Here is a 17,105-nt window from a genome sequence, read left to right as displayed (position 1 = left end):
CGGGCCGGCTCAGTCGGTGCGAGAGCGGCGCAGCAGAGCGATCGCGGCGGCCACGGTCCACAGCAGCTGCAGGATGAGCGCGGTGAAGCCGAGATCCCCGTGCGGCGAGAATGCCCCCTCGGCCGCGTAGGTCAGTGATGCCCCAGCGGCCACAATGGCGACCAGCACGCTGCCGATCCCGGCGATGCGAGCGCCCGTGAAGAGGAGGCCGAGGCCGGTCGCGCCCGTCAGGAGCGCAAGGCCGACGTTGCTCGCGACGAACGCGATGGCAGAAGCGTCGTACAGCGCCATCACGACGGCTTCGTCTCCGCGCTCCGCGGTGCCGAGCGCGAGCACGGCGATCAGGCCGTAGCCGAGCAGCTGGCAGGTGGCGAGCACTGACGCTCCCAGTGCCGCGACGGGCACGACAGCCGGCACCGGAACCTGTCGCGAGGGTGCGGGTTCAACGGCGCGGCGGAGCAACGCGGAGCAGAGTCCTCCCACCAGCACCAGGAAGAGCGCGATGGAGGCGGTCTCGAGCACGGTGCCGAAGAGGTAGCCGTCGGCGCCGTCGGCGTAGCGCCCCGCGATGTCAGCGGGCGTGGAGCCTCCGNTGCGGGTTCAACGGCGCGGCGGAGCAACGCGGAGCAGAGTCCTCCCACCAGCACCAGGAAGAGCGCGATGGAGGCGGTCTCGAGCACGGTGCCGAAGAGGTAGCCGTCGGCGCCGTCGGCGTAGCGCCCCGCGATGTCAGCGGGCGTGGAGCCTCCGGCGTCGACGGGCAGCGTGAGGATCGCAGCCGCCAGCGCGGTCGCCGGCAGCAGGCCGGCGACCGCCGCCGCGCGGTGGTTCACCCCATCGCGCCCGATGCGGGCGGTGGGTCGGAGAGTGGTGGACATCGGTGCTCCATTCGGCTGGGAGGGGGTCGTGCGCAACGCTAGGAGCGCCAACCGACGGCGTCGTCGGCCCTGGCGCCGATCGCCCTCCACCCAGAGGTTGACGGCCGCGCTCCTGCCCTGGTCTGGCCTACAGTGGCCGCATGGGCGAGCAGTCCGCAGCCAGCGCGAGGGGCCTGTCGCCCGCGAGCCTGGCCGACGTGCTGCTGGCTGCGGTGCTCGTCGTTGTCGCGCAGGTCGACGTCTGGTGGCCCGAGCTGGCGGTCTGGGGCGACGATCCTGTCGCGGGGCCGCCGCTGGTCAACGCGGTGCTGCTGGGCGGCCTCGCTGCAGCAACGGCGTGGCGCCGCTCGGCACCCCTCGCGGCGGTGGTGGTGGGTTGCGCGCTCGTCGTGCTGCAGGCGTTCATCAGCGGCGACCCGCCCATCGGCCTGCTGATCGCGGGTCCGGTGCTCGTGTTGGCCTACTCGGTCGCGGCGTTTGCGCGCCCCCGCCGTGCATCGATCGGGTTGGGCTGCCTCGCGGCGGCGGCAGCGCTGCACGGTGCGCTCGACATTCGCACGGCGGCGCAGCTCGAGGACGCCACCTGGTGGTGGCTGCTCATCGCGCTCACCTGGCTCGCGGGTCTCGCAGTCGGCACGCGCCGCCGGGCGCGCGACGACGCGGAGCGTGCCCGCGTTCGCGAGGTCGAACTCGCACGCACGGCGCAGGAAGCCGCGGCGGCCGAGCGCCTGCGTATCGCCGGCGAGCTGCACGACTCCGTGGCGCACAGCGTGTCGGTCGTCGCGTTGCAGGCCGGCGCGGCCCTCGAACTGCTCGAGCGCAACCCCGTTCGCGCCCGTGCACCGCTGGAGGCGATCGAAGAGATCGCACGCGCGACCCTCGCCGAGATGGGCGCCCTGGTCGGTGTGCTGCGTGCCACCGACGACGAACCTGCGAGCGGCGTCGGCCTGCAGGCGCTGCCCGACCTGGCACGGCGCGTCACGGCCGCCGGGCTGCCCGTCCACCTGCGCACGAGCGATGTCGGCACGCTCCCGCCGGGTGTGGATCGCGCCGCGTTCCGCATCATCCAGGAATCGGTCACGAACGCGCTGCGCCATGCCGTCGGGGCGACTCGCGTCGATGTGGAGGTGGGGCGCGATGAGGGGAGCCTGCGCATCCGTGTGGCAGACGACGGCGGCGGCCCAAGCGCGTCTCCGCCGGTCGGCGGGCACGGGATCATCGGGATGCGTGAACGCGCTGCTGTCTGCGGAGGCGAGTTGCGTGCGGGGCCGGGTGACGGCGTTGTCGGCACGCCGGGCTTCGCCGTGACCGCGCGCCTGCCGGTGGCATCCGATGGATGAGGACCCCGCCGCAAGGCGCGTGAGAGTGCTCGTGGTCGATGATCAGGAGCTCGTGCGCAGCGGCCTCAGGCTGATCCTCGATGCGCAGGACGACATCGAAGTGGTTGCCGAGGCGGCCGACGGCGCGACCGCGGTTGAGCTCGCCCGCCGACTGCGGCCGGACGTCGTGCTCATGGACCTCGGCATGCCGGGCATCGACGGCATCGAAGCGACCCGGCGCATCACGCAGCGTGCGGAGGCGCCGGCTGTGCTGGTGCTCACGACGTTCGATCTCGATCGGCACGTCTATGACGCGATGCGGGTCGGGGCGACCGGATTCTTGACGAAGACGGTTGGCCGGAGCCAACTCGTCGAGGCCGTGCGAGGTGCCGCGCGCGGCGAGACCTTGCTCGCGCCGACCACCACGCGGCGATTGCTCGAGCACTTCATCGCGCAGCCCCCACCCGGTCCCGAGCTGCCGCCCGCCGTGGCGGCGCTGACCGAGCGCGAGCTCGAGGTGCTGCGGCTGGTCGCGTCGGGCCGCTCGAACTGGGAGATCGCCGCCGCGCTGTTCGTCGGCGAGGCGACGGTGAAGACCCATCTCAATCGTCTGCTGGCAAAGCTGGGCCTGCAGAACCGCACCCAAGCCGTCGTGCTGGCGTACGAGACGGGAGTCGTCCGTCCGGGCGCGGGCACGGCAAAGCCGATGGAGTGACACGAGAGCCCGTCGCCTGACCCAAAGCACCTCACGGTCGTCTGCCGCGGCGGTGACTGCGGCAGCAGCCGCAAGCATCCTGTTCACTGACGACGAGATCGACGCCCCGCAGATCGACTATTCCGCGTGACGGCGCGGGTTCGCGACCGACCGGCATCGGGACGCCTTGCCGAGCAGAGGGGCTTCCTGATCGACAACAGCGTGCTGCGGAAGCTGGCTCGGAGCGCGAACATTCGGAGACGATTCGGCGAGGTACACGTGTCCGCCCCAGGTGCTCGAGTACTGCTGGTCAGCGCGGAATCCGGTGGAGTATGTGGAGCTTCGAGCTGACATGGCGCTCTACACGCCGGCCGCACGCGCGCCCGGCGTGGCTGAGGTGCTCGACATCCAGCAAGCGCTCTGGCGCGGTGGACTCATGCGCGGTGCAGGCAGCATCGACGTGATGATTGCCGCGTACGCGATCACGAACGATCTGACGATCTTGACTGCCGACCGCGACTTCGAACATCGAACGAGCGCTCGACGCTGGAGTGCTTCGCCAAGAATTCGTCGCGGAGTAGGCCTCGAGGCAGGCACCGGAGCCGCAACCTGTCGGAGATTCCGACAGGCTCGCGATGGCGCTGTGCCGGCGCCCGGCCCTGTGAGCGTGGCAACGCACGAGGATCGCTTGTGGGTTCGCGATGCCGACAACCATCAACCGCAATAGGACAGGGTCGAGCAGCAGCTCGACCCTGTCCGCATGCCAGCGTCCTACGGTTGGGAGGCGATCACGCTCGGGAGGTCGCCGAAGCGGGCCTGTGCATCGCGACTGAGCAGGAGCCTGCCGGTCTGCGCTGCGTGCGCGGCGATGATGAGATCGTGGGCGCCGCGCGACCTGCCTGAGCGTCGGGCATGGGCGATCAGCCTGGCGTGATGCACTGCGGTCGCCTCGGTGTACTCCAGGACCTCGAGAACTTCGACCATCGCGGCCAGCGCCCGCGATCGAGCGGCAGCGCGCTCGCTGGTGTCGGCCAATTCGATGCCTGTGCGGTATTCCGCAACCGTCAGCGCCGCGATCGCGAGATCGTCGTCGTCGAGTGCCTCGCGATCAATGGTCCCGCGCTCGTAGTCGATCAAGACGTTCGTGTCGAGGATCACGCGCCGGCCCAAGGATCCGCCCCCTCATCGCTCAGGTGTTCGAGCGCGTCAGCGATGTCGGTGGCGAAGCGCTCGTCCGGTGGCAACATCGATGCCAGCGCGGCCCGCAGGTCGCGCCCAGTACCTCGGTGCGCGGGCCGGATCTCTGCTATCCGTCGACTCCCGCGGGTCACCGTGATCGTCTCGCCCGCCTCGATGGCGTCGAGCAGATCCGAGAACCGGCGGGAGGCCTCGGTCGCGCTGATCGTTCGCATGGAAGCAGTATATCTGATAATCAGATAGGGAACAGTGGGGTCTGGCGAAACTTACCTGTTGGCCCGGAACGTAGGAGCGCGTGGCGAAGCGAGGCAACAAGCACCTGATGCCTGAACCAGATCACGTCACGGTCGTCGTCGTGCCGAGCAAGTGACTCGACGCCTACGGGCACTCCAACGTCATCGTCGTGATGCCGGACACGCGCTGCCCTGAGAAGTCACTGCGCCAGCGCGTCGCTGGTCGTGCAGCCTCAGCCGAGCCCGAGCCCGAACCCGAACCCGAACCCGAACCCGAACCGCGGTTGTCGTGCTCGACCAGCCGCCGCACCTCCCTCTCGCTCTCGCGCTGAACTGTCGCAAGTCTTGCGACAGTTGGGATGTCGCCCACCTGCGGGCCTCGGCGCGCAGGTCACCCAAGCGACAGCGCCGTCGCACCCAGTTCGCTGAGGGCCGCGCTCCACACACGCTCCTGCAGCGCTTCGTCGTAGCTGGCGGGCGACGACCGGCGCGCGCTGCTCTTGGCGAAGTACGCGCCCGTGACGCTCTCGAGCTCCGGCGCGGTGGCGACGTGCACCGATGTGGCGGCGCCCCGGGCGGGCGACAGCAGGAAGGGTCGGGCGATCACGGAGACCGCCTTGATCCAGCCGCCGGCTTCTCTGCCGAACGAGGTGCCGACGACGCCGGGGTGCACGCAATTCACGGTCACGCCCGTGCCGGTCAAGCGGCGTGCGAGCGCGTAGCTGGCGAGCACGTTCGCAAGCTTCGCGTTCGAGTAGGCGTCCATGCTGAACGCGGCCTCCTCGTGCTGTGCACCGAGGTCGATGCGACCGTTCGCGTGCGCTCCCGAAGCGACGTTGACGATGCGAGACGGAGTGCCCGCCCTCAGCAGCGGCAGCAGCTCGAGCGCGAGCAGCAGCGGTGCGAGATGGTTGAGGGCCCAGGTGCGCTCGACGCCGTCCTCGGTCAGCTGCCAGCTCGGGAAGACGCCGCCGGCGTTGTTGACCAGCACATCGAGCCGAGCATGCGCGGCGCGGAACTCGCGGGCAGCACGGCGCACCTGCGACTGCGACGTGAGGTCGGCCACCAGCACATCGACCGCCGCGCTGCCGCTCTGCCCGCGCAGCCATGCGGCTGCGTCGGAAGTCTTCGCCGCGTTCCTCCCAAGGATGACGACGTTGAAGCCGACCCGACTCAGTGCGAGCGCGGTCTCCTTGCCGATGCCCGACGTGGCACCCGTGACCAGCGCCGTCTTGCCGGCGCCGACAGCGAGCCCGCCGGTCACGGCCGTGCTCCAGTGCCCTGTGAGCCGATGGCGATGAGCACCGTGCCACGAGCGTGGCCCCGACCGACGTGGCTCAGCGCGCTCGCAGCCTCGGCCAGCGGATAGGCGCGGTCGATGAGCGGTGACACGCTGCCGGCCTCGATCAGCGCCCGCAGCTCGAGCAGGTCGGGCCGGTTCGAGAACTTGATCGACGGCGGCGCCTGCCGCTTGGTGAACCACGACGCGACAGCGGTGTGCAGCACGGTGCCCAGCGTGCCGAACCAGCGCCCGCCGGCAGTGCCGTTGTTCGACTGCAGCACGCCGTGCTCGGTGAGCACCGACCTCGTGCGGCCGAGCGAGTGATTGCCGACGTTGTCGAGGATGAAGTCATAGCGCTCCGTGCCCTCGGTGAAGTCGTGCTGCGTGTAGTCGATCGCGTGCGCGGCGCCCAGCGTCCGCACGGTCTCCACGTTGGCCGAGCCGCACACGCCCGTGACGTCCGCCCCGAGCGCCACGGCGATCTGCACCGCGAACGACCCGAGCCCGCCGGAGGCTCCGTTGATGAGCACCCTGGCGCCCGGCTGCACCCGGCCGCGAAGCAGCTGCAGAGCGGTCGACGCCGAGACGCCGATCGCGGCCGACTGTGCCAGCGTGAGGTTGGCGGGCTTCGGCACGAAGCGCTCCTCGCTGTCGGAGACGTACTCGCTGAACGCACCGGAGCACCATCCGAACACCTCATCGCCGACGCGCAGTTGCGTGACGGTGTCGCCGACCGCGGCCACCGTGCCGGACACATCGGTGCCGGGGATGCGTTGCTTGGGTCGCGTCAGTCCGGTCGCCACGCGCGCGACCATGGGCTCGCCCCGCACGGCGACGAGGTCGCCGACGTGGATCGATGCGGCATGCACCCGGACGACGACCTGGTCGCCCTCCGGCCGGGGAGCCGGAACCCGTTCGAGTCGCAGCACCTCCTCCGGGCTGCCGTACCGGTCCTGCACGATGGCCGACATCGTCGGCGGCAGGTCGGCGTGAACGATCGGCGCTGACTCGCGGGCTGCTTCGGGTTGGCTGTTCATGTCGTGTCTCTTCTCGTGTCGAAGGTGGTTCAGGGGGTCAGTGGGTGGCCGGCGCCATGCGCGGTCCGTGGAACGGCTCGGCGCGGAAGCCCTTGATGAGCAGCCACACCGGGAAGGCGAGCTCAAAGAAGAAGCCGGGCATCGTGAGGTAGAGGCCGATCGGCACGCCGAACAGCTCTGCCACGGTGCCGGCGACGTGCAGCGGGTAGCCGATGAGTCCCGCCCAGGCCAGCCATGCGGGCACCAGGCCCGTGCGCAGCAGCAGCACGCACACGAAGGTCGCGCCGACGCCGAGCGTCATCTGGCCGATCTGGTACGCCATGCCGTTGAGCTCGGCGAGGACGGTTCCGACCGTGGTCGCGCCGGCGGCGCCCGGCTGCGTCGACAGCGGCACGATCATCAGCACCGCGAGCGCCCCGATGCTGAGGAACACCACCTGCACCAGGATCGCGGAGAGATAGGTCAGTGCCGTGCGCCTGCTGTGCCGCTCCAGGATCGGCACGAAGATGACCGCCTTCGCGATGTCGACCGCGGTGTTCAGCAGCATCAGGAACGCGCCGAGCGCCAGCAGCGATGTCAGCGGGCCGATCGTGACGAGGAAGTCGGCGCCGCCGAGCAGCGAGGCGACGATCGATGAGCCGCTGCCGTAGACGAGGAAGCCTGCGAGGAAGAGGGCACCGAGGATGCGGGACTGCCGCATGCGCGGATCGCGCTTCGGGCGCGCGGTCGCGTCTGTCGCACGCGCTGCGCCGGTCGAACCGGCGGTGAGGGTCGTGGTGGTCATGACATGTCCTGACGTCGAGGTGGATGCGATGCCTCACATCGTCCGCTCGGGCGCCGGCTCGCGACTCCGCAGGAGCACGTAGCGGGTACTGAGCGGGCACCCTCGGCTCTGCGTACCGGCTCGGTGTTCGCCTCGATGCGCGCGCCCCGACGGGTCGGCGAGCCTGTGGAGCATGCGCTGCTTCCTCGTCGAGATCGCCCTCCCCCACGCCAGTCGCGTCGACGCCCACCGCGCGGCGCGGGCGCTGCTGGCAGCGCAGGCGCGGCTCGAGCAGCGCGATCCTGTCGCCGCGCCGGTCGTCGCCGCGCTCGCGGACGACGGGCGGCTGCTCTGCGTGCTGCAGACCCGGAGCGTCGATGCCGTGCGGAGCCTGGTGGCGCTGGCGATGCTGCCGGCCCCGAGGATCCACGAGCTGGAGCAGCTCCTGCCAGCATCCGACGGCGGCACTGCTTCAGGAGCCCGGGGTGGTGGCCATCCAGTCGGCGATGCCCGCCCTCGAGCGCACGCCGAGCTTGTTGAGGACGTTGTAGACGTGCGTCTCGACGGTGCGCTCTGAGACGAACAGCCTGCCGGCGATCGCCTTGTTGGTCATGCCCTCTGCTGCCAGCATCGCCACTTCGCGCTCGCGCCTGCTGAGCGGATCGTCGTGCTGCTGCGTCGAGCGATGCGCGGCCGGCGGTGCGGTCCCCAGGGCCAGCGCGACCGCGGCATCGCGCTCGAGCGCGAGGCCGGCGCTGAAGGCTCGGTCGAAGCGGGCTTGCCCCAGCTGGTCCTTCGCGAGGGCGGTCGCCTGCTCGACCAGCGGCCGGATGAAGAGGCTGACGCGGTAGCTGCCCTCCGCTCGGAGCGCATCCGTAGCGCCCAGCAGCGTCGCCGCGCGCTCCGCCCGGCCAGCGAGCGCTGCGTTGCCAGCGAGCGCCTGCAGGCGCATGATCAGTCCTGGCCGGTCGTCGAGCACCAGGGTCGCCTCGAGCGCGGCGCGGAGCGATTCCTCCGCAGCGTCGTGGTCGCCGAGCATCATCGAGCCGAACCCCGCACTGGTGCGATGGGTGCTGAGCATGTAGATCTCGTGCACGCGTGCGCACCGTGCGGCGGCCTCGAGACCGACGTCGCGCATCCGCTCGAAGTCACCGTCGACCGAGGCGATGAGCGCCTCCGATTGGGCTGTCGCCAGCAGTGCGATGTCGTCGGCGAGCGCCAGCGCGAGGTGCTGGGCCTCGAGCGCTGCATGGCGAGCGGCGTCGAGATCGCCTGCTAGCACGTGCAGGGCCGCCTGCATCGCGAGCACGCGCACCAGGAAGACACCGTCGTCGTCCTCGCGCGCGAACCGAACCGCCTCCTCGACCACCTCGAGGCCCCCGGCGTGGTCGCCCTGCGCCACCGCGAGGTAGCTGCGCACGAACAGCGCGCGGCCGCGCGCGCCATCGCTGGGACTGCTGCGCGCCAGCAGCGCCTCGAGCCAGTGGATGCCCTCGCTCAGCGCGCGGTTCGACCAGTGCCTGCCGAGGCCCACCGACATCCGCAGCCCGATGCCGGCGCCCGCCTCATCGGCCAGGCAGAGCTCGAGCGCCCCGCGGAGGTCGTCCTCCTCCACCCCCAGCGAGCGCAGCGCCGCAAGCGTGCGCTCGTCGTCCGGCGAGCTGCCGTCGGAGTCGGCTCGTCGGCACAGCTCGGCGAACCAGTCGCGATGCGCCTGTCGGGCGAGGTGCTCCTCGTCGGCCTCGCGCAGCCGCAGCAGGGCGAACGCACGCATGGTCTCGTGCATGCGATAGCGGGCGCCGACCGCGTCGCGCTCGATGCCGATGAACGAGCCGTCGACGAGTGCGCCGATCGCGCCCACGACATCAAGCTCGGGCAGCGGCGCCGCGCTCGCGACATGCTCGGCGGCGTCGAGCGCGAACGAGGCCGGGAACACCGACAGCCGACGGAGCACCGCGCGCTCGCGATCGTCGAGCAGGTCGTGGCTCCACGCGATCGTCGCCTCGAGCGTCTGCTGGCGAGCCGGCGCGGCGCTGCTGCCACCGACGAGCAGATGGAAGCGGTCGTGCAGCCGTTCGAGCAGCTGCGGCAGGCCCACCGTGCGCAGCCGCACGGCGGCCAGCTCGATCGCGAGCGGGATGCCGTCGAGATGCCGCACCAGATCGACCGCAGCCTGGGCGTCCGGCCCGTGCAGGTCGAGGTCTGCGCCGGCAGCTGCCGCACGCTCGCTCAGCAGAGCCACCGCTTCGGACTGCGCGACTCGTTCAGGATGCTCGAGCGCGTCGGGACCGGGCAGGGCGAGCGGGCCGACCTTGACGATCCGCTCGCCCTGGATCCCGAGCGGCCGGCGACTGGTCGCGAGGATCCGCAGGTTCGGGCTCTCGCGCAGCAGCGCATCGGCGAGCACGGCGCACGCATCGATCAGGTGCTCGCAGTTGTCGAGCACCAGCAGGAGCGCCCTGTCGGCGAGGTGATCGATCAGTCGCGAGAGCGGCCATTGACCCGATTCGTCACGGAGGCCGACCGACGACATCACCGCCTCCGGGACGAGCGACGGGTTGGTGAGCGCGCCCAGCTCGACCAGCCAGGCGCCATCCGCGACCGCCCGCTCCAGATCGGCTGCAGCGCGCACGGCCAGCCGCGTCTTGCCCACGCCGCCGGGCCCGACCAGCGTCACCAGCCGCGACGTCGCCAGGCTCGACTTGATCTCCTGGAGCTGTCGGCGCCGCCCGATGAAGCTGCTGACCTCCGCCGGGAGATTGCCGTGGCGGCGCGCAGTGCCTGCCATGCTGCGACTCTATGCGCGCCGGCTCGCCCTGCACAGCCGGGAATCCGCGCGGTCGCGACCGACCGCATCCGCCCCCCGAGACGCAGCAGAGCGGGCCTCCCCCGAAGGGAAGGCCCGCTCAGCGCCGTTCAGAGGGCGAGGCCCTCGTCAGCGACGTGGATCAGGCGTTGACGAGCTCGCCCGTGCGGACGCCCTCGAGAGCCTTGGTCCAGACGATCAGCTGGTCGAGCATCGGCGTGACCGAAGCGGCCTGCATCTCGGTGGGCTTGAAGGTGGAGAAGTTCTCGAAGTCGGTGAACAGCGAGAACATGCCCGTCTTCTGCACGTGCGCGACCTGCAGCTCCGTGAGGATTGCGCGGAGGTGCTCGATGGCGCGCACGCCGTAGGCCGAGCCGTAGCCGACGATGCCGGCGGCCTTGTTGTTGAACTCGGCGTTCAGGTACGACAGCGCGTTGGCGAGCGCGGGCTGCACCGAGTGGTTGTACTCACCGGCGACGAAGACGAAGCCGTCGAACTCGGCGATCTTCGCGGCCCAGGCCTGCGTGTGCTCCTGCGTCTGCGCGCCCGGCATGGGCTCGTCGAGCAGGGGAAGGTTGAAGTCGGCCACATCGACCAGCTCGTACTCGGCGTCGCCGCGCTGGTTGGCCGTCTCGGTGACCCACTGGGCGACCCCGAGGCCGATGCGGTTCGGGCGGGTGCTGCCGGCGATGATGGCGATCTTCGTCATGGATCTCTTCCTCAAAGGGTCGTAGGGCGTGCTTCTGCGGTGCCCGGATGGTTGTCGGAACGGTGTTCTCAATGCCCGGTCAGACCGAGTTGTCAGAGAACGTCCACATGCTCCAACCCGTTCGATCTTGAATCATTCCCGGTCGAACGAAGTTTTTTTCTGACCGGCTGCCATGCCCGCTCAGCGCTCGATGGCGAGGCCGACGACGAGCCCGTCGCCCAGCTCGACGTCGTGCAGCGCGTAGACGCGGTCGCCCCCGGGCACACGGGCGGTGGCGGATGCGTCGTCGACGTCGACCGCGGACGGCTCGACCCGAAGCCCCCGCCCATCGGCCTTCAGCGCCGCCTCGATGCGGGTCCAGCGGCGCAGCAGGTCGTCGTGCTCGCCGAGCAGCTCGCGCAGCGCGGCGACCCGCTCGCTTGGCGCGTCGGCACGCTCGGCATCGATGCCGATGCGCCGCCCGCGCACCGCCGCCACCACGTGCTGGTCGGCGGCGTGCGCGATCGAGACGCCGATGCCGCGCGCGTCGGCCGGCGCCATGACGACCGGTCGCCCGTGCGGCCCGCCGCAGTCGGGGCAGCGCTGCACGATCGAGACGGATGCGTCGTCGACGCGGGCGAGCTCGGCCACGAGGGTGCGTGCCCGCTCGTGCGCCGCGGCGCGACTCCCGCGCACGACGGCCACCACCGCATCCCCCACCTGCTGCATGCGGCAATCCTGGCAGGGGCGCTGTCGCAGGCGGATGCTCGCTTCAGCGCTGCAGAAGTCGTGCGCCCGAGCGAGACCACTTGTTGCGGTCACTGCCTCGAGCGGACGTCAAGTGGAAGGCCGCGCATGCGCCGCATGGGTGGATCCCGCGCTCTGCTCGGCCAGGGTGCGCCCGCTGGATGGCGCGCAGAGCGAGCGATGCCGCCTTCGCGGAGGGGTAGGGAAGCTTGGTGCAATGGGACATGGTCGCCGCTTTCTCTGAAGAACGAGAGGAAACGACGTGCTCCGCATCAACGTGCGACCAGCGTCTGAGCTCGCGACCTGAAGATCCGAGCCCTGGGCACCGAAGATCGGCATACCGCCGAGGTCATCTTCGCTCGCTCCCGCGGCGGCGCGCAACCTGTTGGTGCGCCGATCGTGCCTGAGCGACCGGCGCTCCCGGCCCGGCACGGCAAGACGCCGGCGCAGGCGATCCTCCGCTGGCACCTGCAGCAGGGCCGCCAGGTGATCCCGAAGTCGGCGCGCCCGGAGCGCATCGCCGAGAACTTCGCCGTGTTCGACTTCGCGCTCTCGGACGACGAGCTGGCAGCGATCGACGCGCTCGAGACCGGCGGGCGCGGCGGCCCGCTGCCGGCGGCGATCACGCTCGAGGTATTCGGCCGTTCGATCCCGGAGGCCTGACCCGGCAGCCCGAGCCGGACGCCCGACCCGGGAGGCCTGAGGCTGCCCAGACAGCCGTTGCGCGCCCCGCCCCGGCCCGCTTGTCTGGAGGAGAGCATCGAGAGGAGCCGCCATGCGCGCTGAGCAGGTCACCGATCCGATCGCCTTCCATGGCGAGGGCCCCGTCTGGTCGGCGTCGTGGGGCGGCCTCCGCTGGCTCGACATGCTCGCCGGAGACATCCTGACGCTCGGCGAGGCGGGCGTCGGGCGCCGGCACGTCGGCTCGATCGCCGCGTGCGTGCGCCCGCGCCGCGGCGGCGGCGCGGTCATCGGCGTCGAGCGCGGCTTCGCGCTGGAGTCGCCCGACGGCTCGCTCCAGCCGCTGCCAGAGCTGTGGTCGTCGAGCGACATCCGCATGAACGAGGGCGGCTGCGATCCCGACGGCCGCTTCTACTGCGGCTCGATGGCCTACGACCAGGCGAAGGGCGCCGCCTCGCTCTACCGGCTCGACCCCGACGGCAGGGTCGAGCCGGTGCTCGAGGGCGTGACCGTCTCGAACGGCCTCGACTGGAGCCCCGACGGCGCGCTCGCGTATTACAACGACACCGAGACCGGCGCGGTCGCGGTTTTCGACTACGCCCGCGAGAGCGGGCTCACGAACCGCCGCACTCTCGCTGCGCTGCCCGACGACGGGCGCCCCGACGGGCTCACCGTCGATGCAGACGGATGCGTCTGGGTCGCAGTCGTGAACGCCGGGGCGGTGCTGCGGTTGCGTCCCGACGGCACGGTCGACGGTCGCGTCGAGGTGCCGGGCGTGACGCGCGTCACCGCGTGCGCCTTCGGCGGCGAGCGGCTCGACCGCCTCTACATCACCACGTCGCGCGAGCACCTCGCCCAAGGCGAGGAGCCGACGGCCGGCTCGCTCTTCGCCGTCGACCCCGGCGTCACCGGCCTCCCCGTGCGCGAGTTCGCCGGCTGAAGGCACGCACGAGCCGCGCTGGGGCACGAGCGGCCCGCCAGAGCCCCTCCAGTCGCGCCGACCGCTTCAGGCGCGGTCGAGCACCACGACGGCCGTGTGCGGCCGGCGCACCGAGAGCTCCGAGATGTCGCCCCAGCCGGTGTAGCGGTCGAACTCGGCGAGCAGCCGTTCGCGCTCCTCGTCCTTCGCCTCTCGGGCCGCGACGGCGACGGGCCCGTCGACCGTGTCGACGCTGGCCTGCGGGTGCGCGCGCAGGTTGATCCACCACGCCGGGTCGGCCTCGGCCCAGCCATTCATCGCCAGCGTGACGAAGCTGCCCTCGTGCTCGTAGAAGCCGAGGATCGCCTCGCGCGGCTCGCCAGACCGCCGGCCGACGGTGTGCAGCCGGAGCATGCCCATCTTGCCGTCGCGGTGCGGTCGCGCGAGCCCCTTGCCGGTGGTGCGGTAGAGCAGCCGATGGCCGACCCATGCACTGCGGATGAACCAGCGGGGCGGAAGCTTCGGCAGCTGCTGCTGGGTGGTCATGTCGGCTCCTCGAGCTCGTCGTCGCAGATTGGTCTACGGCGTAGGTCTACAGCGTAGAGCGAACTCGCCCGACACGCCATAGACTCCTTCCATGGCGACCCGAACGAGCAGCACGGCACCCGCCGGCCTGACCACCGCGGGCGTCGTCGACGCGGCGATCGCGCTCGCCGACGCGCACGGCATCGACGCCGTCAGCATGCGCCGCGTCGCGCAGGAGCTCGGCGTCGACGCGATGTCGCTCTACCGTCACGTGGGCACGAAGCACGGCCTGCTCGAGAAGATGGCGGATGCGGTGGTCACCCAGATCGCGCCGCCCCCGCGCTCGGGCGACTGGGTCGCCGACGCGCACGCGCTCATGCGCGCCGCGCGGTCGACGCTGCTGGCCCACCCCTGGACGACTCCGCTCATCAAGGGCCGCGCGACGCCCACCCCGGCGGCCCTCGTACACCTCGATCGGCTGCTCGACATCCTGCGCAGCGGCGGCCTCAGCCTCGATCTGACGCATCACGCGCTGCACGTGCTCGGCAGCCGCGTGCTCGGCTTCAGCGACGACCTCTTCGACGACAGCGCCGCATCGTCGCCGCCCCCGCCCGAGGCCGCCGCGATGCAGGCGGCGATGATGGCCGCGCTTCCCCGCATCGCCGAGATGGCGGCGGCCGGCGCCACGCAGACCCACGACGGCGCGCTCGGCGGCTGCGACGACCAGGAGGAGTTCGACTTCTCGGTCGAGCTGATCCTCGCCGGGCTCGAGCGCCGACGAGCGCGGGAGTCGAGCGATGCCTGAATCGCCCAGCGACCGTCAGCGACGCATCTACGACGAGGGCGCGGGCGTCTACGACCGCGCGATGGGCACGCTCGAGCGGGTCTGGTTCGGCGTCGACAGCCGCTCGTGGCTCGGCAGCCGCGCTTGCGGCCGCGTGCTCGAGGTGGCGATCGGCACAGGGCTGACGCTCCCGCACTACCCCGCCGAGGCGACGGTGACCGGCATCGACATCAGCGCCGGCATGCTCGCCGTCGCCGGGCAGCGGGCGGCTTCGCTCGGCCGCGAGGTCGCCCTGCACGAGGGTGACGCCGAGCGACTGCCCTTCCCGGATGCGTCGTTCGACACGGTCGTGTGCGCGCTGGCGCTGTGCTGCATCCCCGATTCCGAGCGTGCGGTCGGCGAGATGCAGCGGGCGCTGGTGCCGGGCGGCCGATTGCTGCTGCTCGACCACATCGGCAGCACGTGGCCGCCGATCCGCTGGGCGCAGCGGGCCCTCGAGCAGGTGACGATCCGCTCTGCCGGTGAGCACTTCACCAGGCGCTCGCTGCCGCTCGTCGAGCGGGCCGGCTTCGTCGTCGACGAGACCGAGCGCCGCAAGGCCGGCACCGTCGAGCGCATCCGGGCGCACAAGGTCGGCTGACTGCCCGCTCGATCGCCTGTTCCGGTCGCCACGATCCTGCTGCAGGATCAGACGGTGAGCGGATGCGGTCGCTCGCCCGAGCAGAAGAGGTGCGGCATGAACCACTACCTGATCTCGTTCCCCAGCGGAGCGATGCAGATCCCGGAAGGCGAGTTCCAGCAGGTCGTCGACGACTCGCACGCGGTGATCGAGGAGGCGAAGGCCGCCGGTGTCTACGTCTTCGGCGGCGGCATCGACGAGGAGGTGCCGCCGGTGACGGTCGCGGCCGACGGGACGGTGACCGAGGGTGCCTCATCGCCGCACACCGCCCGCCTCGAGGGCGGCTACACGGTGCTCAAGCTCGAGTCGCGCGAGCAGGCCGAGGAGTGGGCGGCGAGGATCGCGACGGCGTGCCGCTGCCCGCAGGAGCTGCGGCGGTTCGGGTTCGACCCGGCCAGCTGACCCGCCTCCGGTGCTCGAAGCGCTGCTCTGGGGCGGCATCGCCGCCTCGTCGCTCGTGGTCGGGGCGCTGCTCGCCGTCGTGCGGTCGTGGTCCGACCGCACGGTCGGCATCGTGCTGGCGTTCGGCGCCGGCGCGCTCATCGCCGCGGTGGCGTTCGAGCTCGCCGAGGCCGGTCTCGAGCTGGGGGGCCCGATCGGCATGGGCATCGGCCTCGCGATCGGGGCGGTCGCCTACTTCGCCGCCGACCGGGCCGTCGAGCGGCGATCGGGACGGCGCGGCGGCGGCGCGACGGGCTTTCCGCTCGTGCTGGGCGCGCTGCTCGACGGCATCCCCGAGCAGGCCGTGCTCGGCATCGGGCTCGTCGCGGGCAACGGTGTGAGCCTGGCCCTGCTCGTCTCGATCTTCGTCTCGAACCTGCCCGAGTCGATCGGTGCCTCGGCAGACATGCGAGCCGACGGCCGCTCGAAGCGGTTCGTGATGCTCCTGTGGCTCGGCGTTGCCGTGCTCTGCACGCTGGCCGCCATCGGTGGTCGGATCCTGGCGGAAGTGGCTGCGCCGCCCGTCGTCGCGACCATCGACGGCATCGCGGCGGGGGCGCTCCTGGTGATGCTCATCGACGCGATGATCCCCGAGGCACGCAAGAAGGCCGGCGACATCGCGGGGCTGGCGACCGTGGTGGGCTTCGCCGTCGCCGCCGGGCTCTCGCTGCTCGGCGAGTGAACCGCGCGGCAGAGCACGCGACGGCTCGCGTCAGAGCGAGGCCGCGAGCATCAGCACGACGATGAACAGGGCCACCGCACCCAGCATCAGCCCGATGATCGCGGGAGCGACCCGCGCCGCGCGCTTGACGCTGTGCAGCCGGATGCCCACCAGCCCGAGCACGATCGCGATGAGCGCGAGCGGCCCCGCCACCACCTCGCTGACCGCGGGCAGCAGCGTGCAGACCACCGACGCGAACCCGGCCGCGAGCGCGTACGACCCGGCCCAGCGCGCATCGCGATGGGGCGAGGGATCATCGTTCACCCTCTGATTGTGCCCGGTCGCCGCCGGGCTCTTGACCATCGGTCGGCCTGGGCGTACCGTGATCAATCAATCGGTTGATCAAGAGATGAGTTGCCCAGTGGACGACGACGACCGGCTCGACGAAGCCTTCCTGGCCCTCGCCGATCCCGTGCGCCGCGCGATCGTCGCGCGGCTCAGCACGGGCTCCGCGACCGTCAACGAGCTCGCCGAGCCGTTCGCGATCACGAAGCAGGCGGTGTCGAAGCACATCGCCGTGCTCGAGAAGGCGGGCCTCGTGACGCGATCGCGCGACGCGCAGCGCCGTCCCGTGCATCTCGACGCCGCCGCGCTCGAGCGGCTCACCGCCTGGATCGACCACTACCGGCTGCGGGCGGAGGCGGCGTACCGCCGTCTCGACGCCGTCCTCGCAGACGCGAGCGCAGCATCCGCACCGAACGAATGAAGGAG

Annotated in this window: 21 protein-coding genes and 1 pseudogene; 11 read left to right on the top strand and 11 right to left on the bottom strand. The window is 71.3% G+C overall.

The window, feature by feature from the left end:
• Positions 1-9: 9 nt before the first annotated feature.
• A complete protein-coding gene (locus Q9250_RS01955) occupies positions 10-522 on the bottom strand; it encodes a hypothetical protein (RefSeq protein ID WP_306232896.1) in 513 nt (170 codons plus the stop codon).
• Positions 523-1,018: 496 nt separating this feature from the next.
• On the opposite strand from Q9250_RS01955, the gene Q9250_RS01950 reads away from it, so the two are divergent.
• From Q9250_RS01950 to Q9250_RS01940, 3 genes are all read left to right on the top strand, one after another.
• Positions 1,019-2,218, top strand: coding sequence for a sensor histidine kinase (locus Q9250_RS01950; protein ID WP_306232895.1), 1,200 nt, complete (start codon positions 1,019-1,021; stop codon positions 2,216-2,218).
• Positions 2,219-2,243: 25 nt separating this feature from the next.
• Positions 2,244-2,912: a response regulator transcription factor gene (locus Q9250_RS01945; protein WP_306232894.1), complete on the top strand. Its 669-nt coding sequence runs from the start codon at positions 2,244-2,246 to the stop codon at positions 2,910-2,912.
• A gap of 271 nt (positions 2,913-3,183) precedes the next feature.
• Positions 3,184-3,618, top strand: coding sequence for a PIN domain-containing protein (locus Q9250_RS01940; protein ID WP_422665062.1), 435 nt, complete (start codon positions 3,184-3,186; stop codon positions 3,616-3,618).
• Positions 3,619-3,662: 44 nt separating this feature from the next.
• Here Q9250_RS01940 and Q9250_RS01935 read toward each other — a convergent pair whose 3' ends face one another.
• The 5 genes from Q9250_RS01935 to Q9250_RS01915 all read right to left on the bottom strand — a co-directional run bounded on the left by Q9250_RS01935 (position 3,663) and on the right by Q9250_RS01915 (position 7,424).
• Positions 3,663-4,049, bottom strand: a complete 387-nt coding sequence (locus Q9250_RS01935; RefSeq protein WP_306232892.1) for a type II toxin-antitoxin system VapC family toxin — start codon at positions 4,047-4,049, stop codon at positions 3,663-3,665.
• The gene (locus tag Q9250_RS01930; protein WP_306232891.1) at positions 4,046-4,303 is read right to left on the bottom strand and encodes a type II toxin-antitoxin system Phd/YefM family antitoxin; all 258 of its coding nucleotides are present in this window, start codon (positions 4,301-4,303) and stop codon (positions 4,046-4,048) included. The genes Q9250_RS01935 and Q9250_RS01930 overlap by 4 nt, the downstream gene beginning before the upstream one ends.
• A gap of 409 nt (positions 4,304-4,712) precedes the next feature.
• Positions 4,713-5,585 (bottom strand): SDR family NAD(P)-dependent oxidoreductase, encoded by an 873-nt coding sequence (locus Q9250_RS01925; protein ID WP_306232890.1) that lies wholly within the window; start codon positions 5,583-5,585, stop codon positions 4,713-4,715.
• Positions 5,582-6,640, bottom strand: coding sequence for an NAD(P)-dependent alcohol dehydrogenase (locus tag Q9250_RS01920; RefSeq protein WP_306232889.1), 1,059 nt, complete (start codon positions 6,638-6,640; stop codon positions 5,582-5,584). The genes Q9250_RS01925 and Q9250_RS01920 overlap by 4 nt, the downstream gene beginning before the upstream one ends.
• A 37-nt stretch (positions 6,641-6,677) precedes the next feature.
• Positions 6,678-7,424 (bottom strand): DUF4386 domain-containing protein, encoded by a 747-nt coding sequence (locus Q9250_RS01915; protein WP_306232888.1) that lies wholly within the window; start codon positions 7,422-7,424, stop codon positions 6,678-6,680.
• A 172-nt stretch (positions 7,425-7,596) separates the two neighbouring features.
• On the opposite strand from Q9250_RS01915, the gene Q9250_RS01910 reads away from it, so the two are divergent.
• Positions 7,597-7,980, top strand: coding sequence for a hypothetical protein (locus Q9250_RS01910; protein ID WP_306232887.1), 384 nt, complete (start codon positions 7,597-7,599; stop codon positions 7,978-7,980).
• Here Q9250_RS01910 and Q9250_RS01905 read toward each other — a convergent pair.
• The 3 genes from Q9250_RS01905 to Q9250_RS01895 all read right to left on the bottom strand — a co-directional run bounded on the left by Q9250_RS01905 (position 7,876) and on the right by Q9250_RS01895 (position 11,626).
• A complete protein-coding gene (locus Q9250_RS01905; RefSeq protein WP_306232886.1) occupies positions 7,876-10,191 on the bottom strand; it encodes an ATP-binding protein in 2,316 nt (771 codons plus the stop codon). The two genes, Q9250_RS01910 and Q9250_RS01905, sit on opposite strands and share 105 nt — an antisense overlap.
• A 160-nt stretch (positions 10,192-10,351) precedes the next feature.
• On the bottom strand, positions 10,352-10,918 hold the full coding sequence (locus Q9250_RS01900) for an NADPH-dependent FMN reductase (RefSeq protein WP_306232885.1): 567 nt from the start codon (positions 10,916-10,918) through the stop codon (positions 10,352-10,354).
• A gap of 180 nt (positions 10,919-11,098) precedes the next feature.
• Positions 11,099-11,626 carry a 4'-phosphopantetheinyl transferase family protein gene (locus Q9250_RS01895; RefSeq protein ID WP_306232884.1) on the bottom strand — a complete coding sequence of 176 codons (528 nt, stop codon included), beginning with the start codon at positions 11,624-11,626 and terminating at the stop codon, positions 11,099-11,101.
• A gap of 441 nt (positions 11,627-12,067) precedes the next feature.
• On the opposite strand from Q9250_RS01895, the pseudogene Q9250_RS01890 reads away from it, so the two are divergent.
• Together Q9250_RS01890 and Q9250_RS01885 are read left to right on the top strand one after the other, a co-directional pair.
• Positions 12,068-12,307 (top strand): annotated as a pseudogene (locus tag Q9250_RS01890) (aldo/keto reductase); the annotation flags it as partial.
• A 112-nt stretch (positions 12,308-12,419) separates the two neighbouring features.
• Entirely contained in the window at positions 12,420-13,265 is an 846-nt protein-coding gene (locus Q9250_RS01885) for an SMP-30/gluconolactonase/LRE family protein (RefSeq protein WP_306232883.1), read from the top strand.
• 66 nt (positions 13,266-13,331) lie between these two features.
• Here Q9250_RS01885 and Q9250_RS01880 read toward each other — a convergent pair whose 3' ends face one another.
• Positions 13,332-13,790 carry a nitroreductase family deazaflavin-dependent oxidoreductase gene (locus Q9250_RS01880; RefSeq protein WP_306232882.1) on the bottom strand — a complete coding sequence of 153 codons (459 nt, stop codon included), beginning with the start codon at positions 13,788-13,790 and terminating at the stop codon, positions 13,332-13,334.
• Between the two features lie 91 nt (positions 13,791-13,881).
• Between Q9250_RS01880 and Q9250_RS01875 the strand changes: the two genes are divergently transcribed.
• The 4 genes from Q9250_RS01875 to Q9250_RS01860 all read left to right on the top strand — a co-directional run bounded on the left by Q9250_RS01875 (position 13,882) and on the right by Q9250_RS01860 (position 16,355).
• Positions 13,882-14,574, top strand: coding sequence for a TetR/AcrR family transcriptional regulator (locus Q9250_RS01875; protein ID WP_306232881.1), 693 nt, complete (start codon positions 13,882-13,884; stop codon positions 14,572-14,574).
• The gene (locus tag Q9250_RS01870) at positions 14,567-15,193 is read left to right on the top strand and encodes a class I SAM-dependent methyltransferase (RefSeq protein WP_306232880.1); all 627 of its coding nucleotides are present in this window, start codon (positions 14,567-14,569) and stop codon (positions 15,191-15,193) included. The genes Q9250_RS01875 and Q9250_RS01870 overlap by 8 nt, the downstream gene beginning before the upstream one ends.
• A 96-nt stretch (positions 15,194-15,289) precedes the next feature.
• The gene (locus tag Q9250_RS01865; protein WP_306232879.1) at positions 15,290-15,634 is read left to right on the top strand and encodes a YciI family protein; all 345 of its coding nucleotides are present in this window, start codon (positions 15,290-15,292) and stop codon (positions 15,632-15,634) included.
• A 10-nt stretch (positions 15,635-15,644) separates the two neighbouring features.
• Positions 15,645-16,355 (top strand): ZIP family metal transporter, encoded by a 711-nt coding sequence (locus Q9250_RS01860; protein WP_306232878.1) that lies wholly within the window; start codon positions 15,645-15,647, stop codon positions 16,353-16,355.
• Between the two features lie 30 nt (positions 16,356-16,385).
• Here the strand turns inward: Q9250_RS01860 and Q9250_RS01855 are convergent, their stop codons facing one another.
• Positions 16,386-16,658, bottom strand: a complete 273-nt coding sequence (locus tag Q9250_RS01855) for a hypothetical protein (RefSeq protein WP_306232877.1) — start codon at positions 16,656-16,658, stop codon at positions 16,386-16,388.
• 85 nt (positions 16,659-16,743) lie between these two features.
• Here Q9250_RS01855 and Q9250_RS01850 point away from each other — a divergent pair, with 85 nt between their 5' ends.
• The gene (locus Q9250_RS01850) at positions 16,744-17,100 is read left to right on the top strand and encodes an ArsR/SmtB family transcription factor (RefSeq protein ID WP_306232876.1); all 357 of its coding nucleotides are present in this window, start codon (positions 16,744-16,746) and stop codon (positions 17,098-17,100) included.
• Positions 17,101-17,105 lie beyond the last annotated feature (5 nt).

The organism is Agrococcus beijingensis (assembly GCF_030758955.1).
In the GTDB taxonomy this organism is placed as follows: domain Bacteria; phylum Actinomycetota; class Actinomycetes; order Actinomycetales; family Microbacteriaceae; genus Agrococcus; species Agrococcus beijingensis.
Note: the sequence above shows the minus strand (reverse complement) of the source record. Positions and strands in the feature narration are given on the sequence as shown.